Below are 14,779 nucleotides of genomic sequence, written 5' to 3' on the forward strand. Positions count from 1 at the left end.
GCCACGTACAGTGGTGGAGATGGCCCTGAAGGCCGTAACTCATTCGGGTGACGGTCGTTGGAAGTGCGGAGAGAGTTCGTACCAGCCAGGAGGCTCAACGTGACGCGGATCAGCTGCGGAGGACGGTCATCATGACTTCCGTTCTCGTTTGCGACGATTCACCGCTCGCCCGGGAGGCGCTGCGCCGTGCGGTGGCGACCGTGCCGGGTGTCGACCGGGTGACCACGGCGACGAACGGTGAGGAGGTCCTCCGCCGCTGGGTGGCCGACCGCTCCGATCTCGTCCTGATGGACGTCCGGATGCCCGGACTGGGCGGGGTGGAGACGGTGCGGCGGCTGCTGTCCGCCGACCCGGGCGCCCGGATCATCATGCTCACCGTCGCCGAGGACCTGGACGGCGTGGCGCTCGCGGTGGCCGCCGGGGCTCGCGGCTACCTGCACAAGGACGCTTCCCGGGCCGAGCTGCGGGCCACGGTCACCCAGGCCCTGGCCGACCCGACCTGGCGGCTGGCGCCGCGCCGGCTGCGCAGCCCCGACATGGGGGCGGCGCCGACCCTGACGGCGCGTGAGATCCAGGTGCTGGAGGGCATGAGCCACGGGCGGAGCAACGCGGAGATCGGCCGCGAGCTCTTCCTCTCCGAGGACACCGTGAAGACGCACGCCCGGCGCCTGTTCAAGAAGCTCGGTGCCTCGGACCGCGCCCACGCGGTGGCACTCGGCTTCCGCTGGGGTCTGGTCCGCTGAAACCCCGCCGACTTCCGGTGCGCCCCTTCCTCCGCTCGGTGGAGGGAGGGGCGCGACTGCTTTTCCTCGGGCGCGGCATAGGCCCTGGGGCCGGTCAGGCTGCACCATGGAGGGGTGGAGCGCGGCGACGGTGGGAACGGGGGTGGCTCGGTGGCGGATAACGTTCCGGTGCACAAGTCCGGACGCGGTGCGAGGTTTTCCGATGTGACCAGGCACCATGGACCGATGCGCGACGACGAGGCCGCCGACTCCGGCGAGGCAGCACCGGCCGATGCCGTCCCCAGCAACTCCGGGGCCCGCGGCCGAAGGTCGTCCTCGGCTGCCGGTACGCCCGGCACCTCTCCGCTGGTCGCCGAGCTGGTGGCGGCGGCGGTACGGGGCGAGGGTCCGGCCACTGACGCCCTGTTGGCCTACGTCCATCCGCTGGTGCTGCGCTACTGTCGCGGCCGGCTGGTGCGGCTGCCCGGTGGGGCCCGGCACCACGTGGACGACGTGGCCCAGGAGGTCTGCGTGGCGGTGCTCTGCGCGCTGCCGCGCTACCGGGACGAGGGGCGCCCGTTCGAAGCCTTCGTCTACAGCATCGCCGCGCACAAGATCGCCGACCTGCAGCGGGCCGCGATGCGCGGGCCCGGCTCCACGGTGATCCCGCCGGACGACCTGCCCGAGGTGCCGGACGAGGCGCTCGGCCCAGAGGAGCGCGCGCTGCTCAGCAGCGACGCCGCCTGGATGCGCGAGCTGCTCTCCAACCTGCCGGCCCGTCAGCGCGAGCTGGTGCTGCTGCGGATCGCCGCCGGGCTCTCGGCGGAGGAGACCGGGGAGATGCTCGGCATGTCGCCGGGGGCGGTCCGGGTCGCCCAGCACCGCGCGCTCAGCCGTTTGCGGGCGCTCGCGGAGGAGTCCGCGTAGGAGCCCGGGTGGGGCAGTTTCCGACGGCTTCCGGCCCGGAGTGTGGGGTCGCTCACGTTGTCAAGAGGTCGCGGCGTGGCTTCTGCCGATGCCAGTACGATGGGGTATCGGCGCCTGGACAGGTCGCCAAAGTTCCGTGCGGGCGAGTGGCGTGACCTCGTAGCTTCGTCCAACAGCGGTTTGGTGTCCTTCCACTGCCGGTGCGCGCCCCCCTCAGCAGGGCGCATCCGATCGACCGGCCGGCCACGGGAAGGTAGTCCCCACCATGTCTCTTAACGCCGCAGGCGTACCCGAGAAGTTCGCGATGCTCGGACTCACGTACGACGACGTCCTGCTGCTGCCCGGGGCGTCCCACGTCCTGCCGAACCAGGTGGACACCTCCTCCCGTGTCTCGCGCAACGTCCGGGTGAACATCCCGCTGCTCTCCGCCGCGATGGACAAGGTCACCGAGGCCCGGATGGCGATCGCGATGGCCCGCCAGGGCGGCGTCGGCGTGCTGCACCGCAACCTCTCCATCGAGGACCAGGCCAACCAGGTGGACCTGGTCAAGCGCTCCGAGTCCGGCATGGTCACCGACCCGATCACGGTCGGCCCCGAGACGACGCTCGCCGAGGCGGACGCGCTCTGCGCCAAGTTCCGGATCAGCGGCGTGCCGATCGCCGACCCGGACGGCCGGCTGCTGGGCATCGTCACCAACCGCGACATGGCCTTCGAGGCCAACCGCGACATCAAGGTCCGCGAGATCATGACCCCGATGCCGCTGATCACCGGCAAGGTCGGCATCTCCGGCGAGGAGGCCATCGGCCTGCTGCGCCGCCACAAGATCGAGAAGCTGCCGCTGGTCGACGACGAGGGCCGGATCAAGGGCCTGATCACGGTCAAGGACTTCGTCAAGGCCGAGAAGTACCCGAACGCCGCCAAGGACGCCGAGGGCCGGCTGCTGGTCGGCGCCGCGGTGGGCGCCAGCTCCGAGGCCTTCGACCGCGCGCAGGCCCTGGTCGCGGCCGGCGTGGACTTCCTGGTGGTGGACACCTCGCACGGCCACAGCCACAACGCGCTGGAGTGGATCGCCAAGATCAAGTCGGCGGTCGGGGTCGACGTGGTCGGCGGCAACGTGGCGACCCGGGACGGTGCCCAGGCGCTGATCGACGCGGGCGTGGACGGGGTCAAGGTCGGCGTCGGCCCCGGCTCGATCTGCACCACCCGCGTGGTGGCCGGCATCGGCGTGCCGCAGGTGACGGCGATCTACGAGGCCGCGGTGGCCTGCCAGGCGGCGGGCGTGCCGGTGATCGGCGACGGCGGCCTGCAGTACTCGGGCGACATCGGCAAGGCGCTGGCGGCCGGCGCCGACACCGTGATGCTCGGCTCGCTGCTGGCGGGCTGCGAGGAGTCGCCGGGCGAGCTGCTGTTCATCAACGGCAAGCAGTTCAAGTCCTACCGCGGCATGGGCTCGCTGGGTGCGATGCAGTCGCGCGGCCAGGGCCGCTCGTACTCCAAGGACCGCTACTTCCAGGCCGAGGTCGCCTCGGACGACAAGCTGGTCCCCGAGGGCATCGAGGGCCAGGTGCCCTACCGCGGCCCGCTGTCGGCCGTGCTGCACCAGCTGGTCGGCGGTCTGCGGCAGACCATGGGCTACGTGGGCGCGGCCACCGTCGCGGAGATGGAGAGCAAGGGCCGGTTCGTCCGGATCACCTCGGCGGGGCTCAAGGAGAGCCACCCGCACGACATCCAGATGACCGTCGAGGCACCGAACTACACCAGCCGGTAACGCGCCGAGCGGTGCGCAGGGGCCCGCCACCCGTCCCGGGTGGCGGGCCTTTGTGCGTGCCGGGCCGGGTGTCCGGGATACTGGGGGCGATCGTGAGCAGCAAGCAGCAGAGAGGCTCGAAGTGACTGAGATCGAGATCGGGCGGGGCAAGCGCGGCCGGCGGGCGTACTCCTTCGACGACATCGCCGTCGTCCCCAGCCGCCGGACCCGGGACCCGAAGGAGGTCTCGATCGCCTGGCAGATCGACGCCTACCGCTTCGAGCTGCCGTTCCTGGCGGCCCCGATGGACAGCGTGGTCTCGCCCGCGCAGGCCATCGCGATCGGCCGGCTCGGCGGCCTCGGGGTGCTCAACCTCGAAGGCCTGTGGACCCGCTACGAGGACCCGCAGCCGCTGCTCGACGAGGTCGCCGCGATCACCGACGAGGCCGCCGCGACCCGCCGGCTGCAGGAGATCTACGCCGCGCCGATCCAGGCCGAGCTGATCGGCAAGCGGATCAGGGAGGTGCGCGAGTCGGGTGTGGTCACCGCCGCCGCGCTCTCCCCGCAGCGCACCGCCGAGTTCTCCAAGGCGGTCGTGGACGCGGGTGTGGACGTCTTCGTGATCCGCGGCACCACCGTCTCCGCCGAGCACGTCTCCGGCGCGGCCGAGCCGCTCAACCTCAAGCAGTTCATCTACGAGCTGGACGTGCCGGTGATCGTCGGCGGCTGCGCCACCTACACCGCCGCGCTGCACCTGATGCGCACCGGCGCGGCCGGCGTGCTGGTCGGCTTCGGCGGCGGCGCCGCGCACACCACCCGCAACGTGCTGGGCATCCAGGTCCCGATGGCCACCGCCGTCGCGGACGTGGCCGCCGCGCGCCGCGACTACATGGACGAGTCCGGCGGTCGCTACGTGCACGTGATCGCGGACGGCGGCGTCGGCTACAGCGGCGACATCGCCAAGGCGGTCGCCTGCGGCGCGGACGCCGTGATGATCGGCGCCGCGCTGGCCCGCGCCACCGACGCGCCGGGCCAGGGCTTCCACTGGGGCATGGAGGCGGTGCACGAGGAGCTGCCGCGCGGCAAGCGGGTCAACCTCGGCACGGTGGGCACCACCGAGGAGATCCTGGCCGGACCCTCGCACACCCCCGACGGCACGATGAACCTGTTCGGCGCGCTGCGCCGGGCGATGGCCACCACCGGCTACTCGGAGCTCAAGGAGTTCCAGCGGGTCGAGGTGACGGTCAGCCACCGCTGACGCTCCGTCGACGTCAGGGCCGGGGCGCGCGCCCCGGCCCTGACGCGTCCGGTCAGGCGGCGAAGCGCTTGGTGAAGACGAAGCCCTCGACGCCCGCGACCAGGTAGAAGAAGACGTCCCTGAAGTCGAGCATGCTGCGCCAGCCCTGCATGGTGTCGCCGAGCTCCGCGCCGAACACGTCGCCGGGGCCCAGGCCGTACTGCTGGTGCAGCACCAGGTAGATGAAGAAGAGCTGGCCGAGGAAGACCCCGAGCAGCGAGAGGAGCAAGCCGAGCACCGGCAGCACGGGGTGGCGGCCGCCGACCTTGCCGAGCCCGAACGAGACGATCAGCGCGAGCGCGACGGCGAAGTAACTCCACTGCGAGTTGGTGGCCTTCATGATGAAGCCGTAGAGCGCGGCACTGGCCAGCATGGCGCCCAGGCCGACCGCGGCGCCGGCGGCCGGGTTGGCGCGGCGCGGTTGGGGAGCGCCGAGTTGGGCGTAGCCGTAGGGTGCGGGTTGGCCGAACGCCGGCGGCGGGCCGAAGGCGGGCGGCTGCTGCTCCTGATACTGCTGGGGCTCCTGATACTGCGGTGGCTGCGGGTACGGCGGTGGCGGGACGGGGCGGTCATGGAACTTCCCCCGGGGTGGAGCGGATGCGACGGGGGCGAACGCTAGCAGCGGCCTCCCGCTCGGGGACACCGGATTCAGGTCACGACTCGACAATTCCAGGGGTCGAGTGAACAGCGGCCGCGCACACAGGGGATGATGGAGGCTTGACCGTCGGCCTGGTGCGCGCAGCGACCCGACGGTTCGTCACCTGACCGGCAGCAGCACATGGGGGAACGCCCGAATGACCCAGCCGCAGGGCAGTTCCGGACGCGTCCTGGCCGACCGGTACCGGCTCGATTCGGTCCTCGGCAGCGGTGGCATGGGGACCGTCTGGCGGGCCGAGGACGAGATGCTCGGCCGGATCGTCGCGGTGAAGGAACTGCGGATGCACGGCGGCGTCGACGACGACGAGCGGCACCGCCTGATCGTCCGTACGCTGCGCGAGGCCAAGGCGACCGCGCGGATCCGGCACACCGCCGCCGTCACCGTCTTCGACGTGGTCGAGGAGGACGACCGGCCGTGGATCGTGATGGAGCTGGTCGACGGCCGCTCGCTGGCCGAGGTGGTCAAGGAGGACGGGCCGGTGACGCCCGCGCGGGCCGCCGAGATCGCCCTCGAACTGCTCGGCGTGCTCGGCGCCGCGCACAGCCAGGGGATCCTGCACCGTGACGTCAAGCCGTCCAACGTGCTGATCGGCGAGGACGGCCGGGTGGTGCTCACCGACTTCGGCATCGCCAGCGTGGAGGGCGACACCTCGGTCACCTCCACCGGCATGCTGGTCGGCGCGCCCTCCTACATATCGCCCGAGCGGGCCCGCGGGCAGAAGCCCGGGCCGCCGGCCGACCTGTGGTCGCTGGGCGGCACCCTGTACGCGATGCTCGAAGGCAAGCCGCCCTACGACCGGGGCTCGGCGCTGGCCACGCTGACCGCCGTGATGACCGAGGAGCTCGCCGTTCCCGAGAGTGCCGGGCCGCTGCGCCCGGTGATCGAAGGGCTGCTGGAGAAGGACCCGGAGAAGCGGCTGGACGCCTCGACCACCCGCTCGATGCTCAAGCGGATCGTCGCGGAGGCGACCGCGCGGGCGGAGTCCACCACCCGGGTGGCGCTGCCCGCCGCCGACCGGACCAGGCTCGACCTGCCGCGGCCCGGGGCCGGGGCGGAGCTCGTGGGTGGCACGCCGGTCGCCGCGGCGTCGGAAGTCGGGCCGGCCGACGTCCGGGGTGATGCGGCCAAGCGGCCCAGGCCGCCCAAGCAGGCCAGGCCGGGCGTGCCGGGCCTGAGCACGGTGCGGGTGGGTAGCAAGCTGACCCCGGCCGCGGCGGAGCCGGCGCCCGCTCCGGCCGCCGATCCGCTGCTGGTGGAGACCGGGACCTGGTCGCGCAGCGGCACCCTGGGGACGGCCGCGCGCTGGTCGCGGCGGCGCCGACGGCGGCTGCTGGCCGCGCTGGTGGCCGTGCTGCTGCTGGTGGCCGGCGGGATCTGGCTGGCGACGGGCGGCGCGGGTGGGTCCTCGGCGAAGAAGGGCGCGGCGCCCGCCGGCACGGCGGGCGGCGGTGCGGCGGCGAACCCGAGCGGTTCGGCGGCCGGCGCGGTGAGCGCGGCCTCCGCCGACCGGGCGGTGCCGCCGCCGGCCTCCTCGGCGGCGGCCGCCGCCCCGAGCAGCCCACCGGCCGGCAGCGCCGCCCCCAGCAGCGCGGCCCCGAGCAGCCCAGCGCCGTCCGCCGGCTCCTCGGGTGCGGCGATCCCGGCCGGCTACCACCTCTACACCGACTCCTCAGGCTTCACCATCCAGCTGCCCGACGGGCTGAACCTGGACGCCGGCTCCTCGAAGGACGGCAGCCACACGCTGCGGGGCGACGGCATCACGCTGCAGATCGACTGGACCACCACGCCGGGCGCCAGCGCGCTGACCAACTGGCAGATCGAGGAGAAGCAGGTGTCGCCCTCGATCACCGCCTACCAGCAGCTCCAGCTGCAGGCGGTCACCGGCTGGCGCTTCTCCAACGCGGCCGACTGGGAGTGGACCTTCGGCTCGGGCACCCGGCAGCACTCACTCAATCGCGGCTTCGTCACGAACGACCGTAAGTACGGTTATGCGCTGTACTGGACAGCGAACGACAGCGACTGGAACTCCCCCGCGATCAGCCAGGCCCGGGACACCGGCTTCCAGAGCTTCCAGCCCGCGCCATAGCGAGAGAGGGGGCGGCCATGCGAGCTGGCCCTGGCCAGACGCTGGCCGACCGGTACCAGGTGACGGACCGCCAGCCGCCGGAGGCGGACGCGGCCGGACCACGCCGGCTCGCCGTGGATCTGCGCGGCAACACGCCCGTCCTGCTGCAGGGGGTGGAGCTGCCCGAACTGCTGGTGCCCGAGCTGACCGGCAGCGCCGACTTCGAGGGCAGCCGCTGGCTGGACCCGGCCGAGATCCTCGCCGCCGTGCGCGCGGCACTCGCGGCCACCCCCGAGCACCCGAGGCTGCGGCAGTCCTTCGCGGCCTTCGCGGAGGACGGCGTGCTCTGGGCCGCGGTCGAGCGGCCGGTCGCGCTCGCCCTGCCCGAGCTGCTCGACAGCGGCCCGCTCGACCCGTACCGGGCCGCCGAGCTGGCCGCCGACCTGTGCGGCGCGCTGGGCGCGGTGCACCAGGGCGGCCGGGCGCACGGCAACGTGACCGCCGACCAGGTGCTGCTCTGCGAGGACGGTGCGGCGCTGCTCGGCGGCCAGGCCGTCGGCGCGGCCGAGGAGGCACTGGCCCGGGCGCTGGGCGGCGCGGACGGCCGGCGCTGGGGGCAGGCGCGGCTGGGGCTGGTCGGCGCCCGGGCGGAGCGCTGGGCACCGGAGCTGCTGGCGGCCGAGCCCGTCGCGCCCGGGCCCGCCGCGGACCTCTGGGCGCTGGGCGTGCTGCTGCAGCGGGTGCTGACCGGGCGGGGGCCGTTCCCGGAGCAGGGCCCCACCGCGCTCTTCGCCGCCGTCCGGGCCGGGCAGCGGGCGGACAGCGCCGGCTGCGGACCGCTGCGTCCGCTGGTGGACCGGCTGCTCGCCACCGACCCGGCCGAGCGGCCCGCGGCCGGCGCGGCCCGGCAGTGGCTGACCGAGCTGCTGGCCCAGGCGCCGGAGCCGCTCCGGGAGGAGGAGGCCGAGCCCACCGCACTGCCGGTGCTGCGCCGGGCCGGCCCACTGGTGCCGCGCCCGCGCGGCGCGCGGGCCCGGGCGGCGGCGCTCGCGCAGGCGCAGGCGCAGGCGCCGGAGCACGCCCGCCACGCCAGGGAGCACCGGCCGTCGCGGCTGCTGCCGGTGCTGCTGGTCGGCGGCGTGCTGCTGGCGATGGTGCTGGGCATCACCGCGGTGGTGGCGCTCGCCGGGTGACACGCGTAGCACGGGGGACATCACAGCCCGGTCACGTGGCCGGGTCGCGATGAAGCGGGCCGGGGCGGGCGCCTAGGCTGGGACCGGAACATTGTCCGAGCGGTGATCAGCTGTGTGGTGCACCGAAGAGGGGGAGCGGTCGCCGTGAGTGGACAGGAGCAGCCGGAGGCCGGGCCGGACGCCGACCAGGCCGAGCCGATCAGCGGCGCCGAGACCCGCCGCATGCTGGCCGGGCGCTACGAGCTGGGTGACCGGCTGGGCCGCGGCGGCATGGGGACGGTCTGGCGCGCCAGGGACCTGATGCTGGACCGCGAGGTGGCGGTCAAGGAGCTCACCGTCAACCACCTGCCCGAGGAGGACCTGGCGATCCTGCAGTCCCGGATGAAGCAGGAGGCCAGGGCCGCGGCCCGGATCAAGCACGGCGGTGTGATCACCATCCACGACGTGCTGGAGCAGGACGGCCGGCCGTGGATCGTGATGGAGCTGATCGACGGCCGCTCGCTGGCCGACGTGGTCGCCCAGGACGGCCCGCTCTCGCCGCGCGAGGCTGCCGAGGTGGGCACCCAGGTGTTGGCCGCGCTGCACCGGGGCCACCAGCTCGGGGTGCTGCACCGCGACGTGAAGCCCGCCAACGTGCTGCTGGAGAGCGGTACCGGGCGGGTGGTGCTGCTGGACTTCGGGATCGCCAAGTTCGAGGGCTCCTCCGAGCTGACCAGACCTGGCGACCTGGTCGGCTCGCCCGACTACCTGGCTCCCGAGCGGGCCCAGGGTGAGCGCCCCGGACCGGCCTCCGACCTGTGGGGCCTGGGGGCCACGCTCTACGCGGCGGTGGAGGGGCAGTCCCCGTTCCGCCGGCACGACCCGTTGAGCACGCTGGCCGCCGTGGTCTCCGAGCCGCTGCCGCACTCGCGCAACGCGGGTGCGCTCGGGCCGGTGCTGGCGGCGCTGATGGCCAAGGACGCGAAGGACCGGCCGGAGGCGGACGAGGCGCTGCGGATGCTGCGCGAGGTGACGGCCGGGCACACCATGGAGATCAGCGCGCGCCCGTCGGTGATCCATCGCACGCCCACCCAGTCGGTGCCGGTGGTGGACCGGCCGGCGCAGGCCGAGCCCCTCACCCCGGCGGAGCCGGCCGCGCCCGCTCAAAAGCCCGTCGAGCCGCCCGCTCACTCCGGGCCGCCCGGGTACGGCGCGCAGACCACGCCGCTCGGACCCACCGGACCCACCGGCCCCACTGCGGCGCTCGGCACTCAGCAGACCGGGCCGACCCCCGCGGACCCGGCCGCCCGCGCCGCGCGCCGCCGCCGCGGCCTGCGGCTGGCGCTGCTCGGGCTGACCGCCGCCGTGCTGAGCGGTGCGGTGGCCTTCGGCGTGGTCCGTTTCGAACGCTCGACGCAGACGCCGGTGGCCGACCCCTCGACCTCGCCCTCGGCCCCGCCCAGCTCCGCCCCGCCGACCACCGTGCCCAGCTCCGCGCCGACCACGCCCAGCGCCACCGTGCCGGCAGGACCGGCGCCGTCCGGCTTCAAGTGGGTGACGGACCCGGCCGGCTTCCGCTTCCCGGAGCCGCTGACCGGTGGCAACTGGCAGCGCCACCAGGACCCGAAGACCAACAACATCTTCTACAGCCCGGACGGCAACAAGCACTACTTCCAGTTCGCGATCCAGGTCGGCCAGCCGCTCCCGCCGCTGGAGCACCTCGCCCAGTTGGACCAGTCCCTGAACGCGAACCCGAGCGCGGGGACGGCGGACTACCAGCAGGAGTCCCTGGCCGCCGCCCAGGTGCACGGCTACGAGGCGGCCAGGTGGGTCTTCACCTACACCAACACCTCCAAGGACGGGAACGGCGGACCGCGCCGGTCCATCGAGGAGGAGTACCGGGACAGCCAGGGCACCTCGTACGCGATGCTGGTCTGCGGCCCGGCCGGCGGTGACGACCAGACGCTGACCGAGAACCGCTTCACCACGCTGCTGAACGGCTTCACCCCGGTGAGCCAGTAGCGCCTTTCGCTGTTACCGACGGGTACACAACCGGCCGCCCAAGGCCTAGGCTGCGCCCATGACGGACATCACGGCAGAAAGCCGCGGCACCGGCCGCAACCCCGTGGCCCCCGGCGCCGGCCGTACGGTCGCCTCGGCGGTCCCTCAGTCCCTGGTCGCCAGGCTCGCCCGTGGCGTCACCGCGGCCGGTGACGCCGAGACCATCGCGACCCTGGCGCCGCTCACCGGCGAGGTGCTGGCCGAGTTGCCGCGCTCCACCCCGCAGGACGTCAAGGTCGCCTTCGAGCTGGCCCGGCGTGCCCAGCGGGCCTGGGCCGCCCAGCCGGTGCGGCGCCGGGCCGCGGTGCTGCTGCGCTTCCACGACCTGCTGCTCAAGCGGCAGGACGAGGTGCTCGACCTGATCCAGGCGGAGACCGGCAAGGCCCGGCTGCACGCCTTCGACGAGATCCTCGCCACCGCGATGGCGGCCCGGCACTACGGGCGGGCCGCGGCCGGCTACCTCAGGGACCGCCGACGCGGCGGGGCACTGCCGGTGCTCACCCACACGGTGGAGGGGCGCCGCCCCAAGGGCGTGATCGGCCACATCTCCCCGTGGAACTACCCGCTGGAGCTGTCGGTCAGCGACGCGCTGCCGGCCTTCGCGGCGGGCAACGCGGTGGTCAACAAGCCCGACACGCAGACCGCGCTCACCGCGCTCTGGGCCCGTGAGCTGCTGATCGAGGCGGGGCTGCCGGCCGACCTGTGGCAGGTGGTGATCGGTGACGGGCCGGTGATCGGCCCGGCCGTGGTCGAGCACGCGGACTACGTCTCGTTCACCGGCTCCACCCCCACCGGCCGGGACGTGGCCCAGCGGGCGGCCGCCCGGCTGGTCGGCGCCTCGCTCGAACTCGGCGGCAAGAACGCGCTGCTGGTGCTGGCCGACGCGGACCTGGACAAGGCGGCCGAGGGCGCGGTGCGGGCCTGCTTCGCCTCCGCCGGGCAGCTCTGCGTCTCGATCGAGCGGCTCTTCGTGCACCGCTCGGTCGCCGACGCCTTCCTGGAGCGGTTCGTCGCGCGGACCCGGGCGCTGCGGCTGGGCGGAGGCCTGGCCTACGGGGCCGACATGGGCTCGCTGGTCTCGGACCGCCAGTTGGAGACGGTGACCCGGCACGTGGCGGAGGCCGTCAAGGCGGGCGCCACCGTGCTGACCGGCGGCCGGGCCAGGCCCGAGCTCGGCCCGCTCTTCCACGAGCCGACCATCCTGGACGGCGTCACCCCCGAGATGGCGGTCTGCGACCAGGAGACCTTCGGCCCGGTCGTCTCGATCTACCGCTTCGACACCGAGGAGGAGGCCGTCACGCGGGCCAACGCCACGCCGTACGGCCTCAATTCGAGCGTCTGGACCAAGGACCTGCGGCGCGGCCGGGCGCTGGGCGCGCGGCTGCGCACCGGCACGGTCAACGTCAACGAGGGCTACGCGGCCGCCTACGGGTCGGTGGCCTCGCCGATGGGCGGCATGGGCCAGTCGGGTCTGGGCCGGCGGCACGGCGCCGACGGCATCCTGCGCTTCACCGAGGCGCAGACCATCGCCACCCAGCGGCTGCTGCCGCTCGCGCCCTCCTTCGGGCTCAGCGACGAGAGGTTCGCCGCGCTCTTCACCAGTGGCCTGCGGGCGCTGAAGGCACTGGGGCTCAAGTGACCGGGGAGAAGGCTGTGGAGACGTTCGACTACGACGTGATCGTGGTGGGCTCGGGGTTCGGCGGCTCGGTCAGTGCCCTGCGGCTGACCGAGAAGGGCTACCGGGTCGCCGTGCTGGAGGCCGGGCGGCGCTTCGAGCGGGACGAACTGCCCAGGAACTCCTGGGACGCGAAGAACTACCTGTGGGCACCGGCGCTGGGCCTCTACGGCATCCAGCGGATCCACCTGCTGGCCGACGTGCTGGTGCTCGGCGGGGCCGGGGTGGGCGGCGGTTCGCTCAACTACGCCAACACCCTCTACGTGCCGCCGAAGCCCTTCTTCGAGGACCGGCAGTGGCGCCACATCACCGACTGGGAGGAGGAGCTGACCCCCTTCTACGACCAGGCGCAGCGGATGCTCGGGGTGCGGACCAATCCCACCACCACCCCCTCGGACGTCCACCTGCAGGCGGCCGCCGAGCAGTTGGGCGTCGGCGACACCTTCCACTTCGCACCGGTCGGGGTCTACTTCGGCGACGGCCGCGACGGTGACGGATCGTCGAAGACCGTGCCGGGCGCCGAGGTCGAGGACCCGTACTTCGGCGGGGCCGGCCCGCGCCGCAAGGCCTGCGTGGAGTGCGGGGAGTGCATGACCGGCTGCCGGCACGGCGCCAAGAACATGCTCACCGAGAACTACCTCTACCTGGCCGAGGCCAACGGCGCCGAGATCCACCCGCTCACCACGGTGGCCCGGATCCGCCCGCGGGGCGAGGGCTACGCGGTGGACGTGCGGCGCACCAACGCCCGGGGCAAGGCGGCCGAGCGGGCCGGGGCGCGGACGCTGACGGCGGCCAAGGTGGTGGTGTCGGCCGGCACCTACGGGACCCAGACGCTGCTGCACCGGATGCGCGACCAGGGCCGGCTGCCCGGCATCTCGGCCAAGCTGGGCGAGCTGACCCGGACCAACTCCGAGGCGCTGGTCGGCGCGCAGACCACGCCCCGGCGCTACGGCGGTCCGGTGGACTTCACCAAGGGGGTGGCGATCACCTCCTCGATCCACCCCGACGAGAACACCCACATCGAGCCGGTGCGCTACGGCAAGGGCTCCAACGCGATGGGGTTCCTGTCGATCATGCAGGTGCCCGGCGGTGGCCGCGGCCCGCGCTGGCTGCGGGCCGGCGCCACCGCGATCAAGCACCCGACGGTCTTCGCCCGCTCGTTGAGCAACTACCGGTGGTCGGAGCGCACCATCATCGGCCTGGTGATGCAGTCGCTGGACAACTCGATCACCGTGTCGCTGAAGCAGAAGGGCCTGGGGAAGGGGAAGTTGACCTCCCGGCAGGGCCACGGCGAGCCGAACCCGAACTGGATCCCGGCCGCCGAGCGGGGCGCCCAGGCGATCGCGGACTCGATCAACGGCTTCGCCGGCAGCACGGTCGGCGAGGTCTTCGACATCCCGATGACCGCGCACTTCATCGGCGGCTGTCCGATCGCGGACAGCCCGGAGCACGGGGTGGTCGACCCGTACCAGCGGCTCTACGGGTACCCGGGGATCAGCGTGGTGGACGGCTCGACCATCTCCGCCAACCTCGGCGTCAACCCCTCGCTGACGATCACCGCGCAGGCCGAGCGGGCGATGTCGATGTGGCCCAACAAGGGCGAGGCCGACCCGCGCCCGGCGCAGGGCGAGGCCTACCGCCGGGTCGCGGCCGTCGCGCCGGTGCGTCCCGCGGTGCCGGGCGGGGCGTTCGGCGAGCTGCGGCTGCCGCTGCTGGCCGTGCCCGAGGTGCCGAAGAAGGGCGGCGCGGGGGCGGCCGCGGCGGGGTAGCGGCGACCGTTACAGAGTCGCGCGTCGGGTGTTACACGGTCGGCGGCCGACCGTGCGGTGGGGTTCATAGCGTGGGCGACGCCTGCTCCGGCCACTCGGGCCGGGGCGGACGCGTCGGAAGGAATCCCCATGTCACGCACCCGCTCCCCGCACATCCTCTCCCCGCGTATCCTCTCCTCGCGCGGATCGGTGCGGATGGCGCTGATCGGCCTCGGCGCCGCGGCCGCCTTCGCCGCCCCCGCGACGGCCGCCTTCGCGGACGGCCCGACGCCGACCCCGCCGGCCGTCGCCGCCCCCACCGCGGGCCCCGTCGCACCCACCGCGGCCGCCGCCGCGCCGGCGGTCACCACCCCCGCGGGTACCGGGGTCGCCACGCCCACGCCGGCCACGGGCGGTCCGGTGGTGCTGCCGAAGCCGGGCAATCCCGTGGTGCTGCCGAAGGCGGGCGTGAACACGCCCGGCCCGACGGCTCCCGGCGCGCCGCAGGTGACCGCGGTGCCCAAGGGCGGCGCGCAGACCGGTGAAGGGACCACCGGGCGCTCCACCAGCACCTGGGCGGCGGCCGGCGCGCTCGCCGCCGTCGGCCTGGGCGCCTCCGGCTTCGCCATCGTGCGCCGTCGCCGTGCGGGCGCGGAGGGCTGACCGCCCCCGCCACGGTCGGCGGCCCGGATGGGCACCGGCCGCGG

At 73.9% G+C, this 14,779-nt stretch carries 11 protein-coding genes; 10 read left to right on the forward strand and 1 reads right to left on the reverse strand.

Translation table 11 applies throughout. From position 1 onward, the window contains the following. The first annotated feature begins 131 nt into the window (after positions 1 to 131). The 4 genes from OG455_RS23950 to OG455_RS23965 all read left to right on the forward strand — a co-directional run bounded on the left by OG455_RS23950 (position 132) and on the right by OG455_RS23965 (position 4,654). The gene (locus OG455_RS23950; RefSeq protein ID WP_014136228.1) at positions 132 to 743 is read left to right on the forward strand and encodes a response regulator transcription factor; all 612 of its coding nucleotides are present in this window, start codon (positions 132 to 134) and stop codon (positions 741 to 743) included. A gap of 225 nt (positions 744 to 968) precedes the next feature. Beyond that, on the forward strand, positions 969 to 1,649 hold the full coding sequence (gene shbA / locus OG455_RS23955) for an RNA polymerase sigma factor ShbA (RefSeq protein WP_266296901.1): 681 nt from the start codon (positions 969 to 971) through the stop codon (positions 1,647 to 1,649). A gap of 265 nt (positions 1,650 to 1,914) precedes the next feature. Next, a complete protein-coding gene (guaB, locus tag OG455_RS23960; RefSeq protein ID WP_266296903.1) occupies positions 1,915 to 3,417 on the forward strand; it encodes an IMP dehydrogenase in 1,503 nt (500 codons plus the stop codon). A 121-nt stretch (positions 3,418 to 3,538) separates the two neighbouring features. After that, positions 3,539 to 4,654, forward strand: a complete 1,116-nt coding sequence (locus tag OG455_RS23965) for a GuaB3 family IMP dehydrogenase-related protein (protein ID WP_266296905.1) — start codon at positions 3,539 to 3,541, stop codon at positions 4,652 to 4,654. A gap of 52 nt (positions 4,655 to 4,706) precedes the next feature. Here OG455_RS23965 and OG455_RS23970 read toward each other — a convergent pair whose 3' ends face one another. Next, positions 4,707 to 5,336, reverse strand: coding sequence for a hypothetical protein (locus OG455_RS23970; protein WP_266296907.1), 630 nt, complete (start codon positions 5,334 to 5,336; stop codon positions 4,707 to 4,709). A 151-nt stretch (positions 5,337 to 5,487) separates the two neighbouring features. Here OG455_RS23970 and OG455_RS23975 point away from each other — a divergent pair, with 151 nt between their 5' ends. The 6 genes from OG455_RS23975 to OG455_RS24000 all read left to right on the forward strand — a co-directional run bounded on the left by OG455_RS23975 (position 5,488) and on the right by OG455_RS24000 (position 14,735). Next, complete coding sequence (locus OG455_RS23975; RefSeq protein WP_266296909.1) at positions 5,488 to 7,437, forward strand: serine/threonine-protein kinase; 1,950 nt, start codon at positions 5,488 to 5,490, stop codon at positions 7,435 to 7,437. A 17-nt stretch (positions 7,438 to 7,454) separates the two neighbouring features. Beyond that, the gene (locus tag OG455_RS23980; RefSeq protein WP_266296911.1) at positions 7,455 to 8,609 is read left to right on the forward strand and encodes a hypothetical protein; all 1,155 of its coding nucleotides are present in this window, start codon (positions 7,455 to 7,457) and stop codon (positions 8,607 to 8,609) included. 144 nt (positions 8,610 to 8,753) lie between these two features. Continuing rightward, positions 8,754 to 10,610 (forward strand): serine/threonine-protein kinase, encoded by a 1,857-nt coding sequence (locus OG455_RS23985; RefSeq protein WP_266296913.1) that lies wholly within the window; start codon positions 8,754 to 8,756, stop codon positions 10,608 to 10,610. A gap of 58 nt (positions 10,611 to 10,668) precedes the next feature. Next, positions 10,669 to 12,288 (forward strand): succinic semialdehyde dehydrogenase, encoded by a 1,620-nt coding sequence (locus OG455_RS23990; RefSeq protein ID WP_266296915.1) that lies wholly within the window; start codon positions 10,669 to 10,671, stop codon positions 12,286 to 12,288. Between the two features lie 14 nt (positions 12,289 to 12,302). After that, positions 12,303 to 14,093, forward strand: a complete 1,791-nt coding sequence (locus OG455_RS23995) for a GMC oxidoreductase (RefSeq protein WP_266296917.1) — start codon at positions 12,303 to 12,305, stop codon at positions 14,091 to 14,093. A 129-nt stretch (positions 14,094 to 14,222) separates the two neighbouring features. Next, positions 14,223 to 14,735, forward strand: a complete 513-nt coding sequence (locus OG455_RS24000; protein WP_266296919.1) for a hypothetical protein — start codon at positions 14,223 to 14,225, stop codon at positions 14,733 to 14,735. Positions 14,736 to 14,779 lie beyond the last annotated feature (44 nt).

The sequence above is a fragment of the Kitasatospora sp. NBC_01287 genome, assembly GCF_026340565.1.
Lineage (GTDB): Bacteria > Actinomycetota > Actinomycetes > Streptomycetales > Streptomycetaceae > Kitasatospora.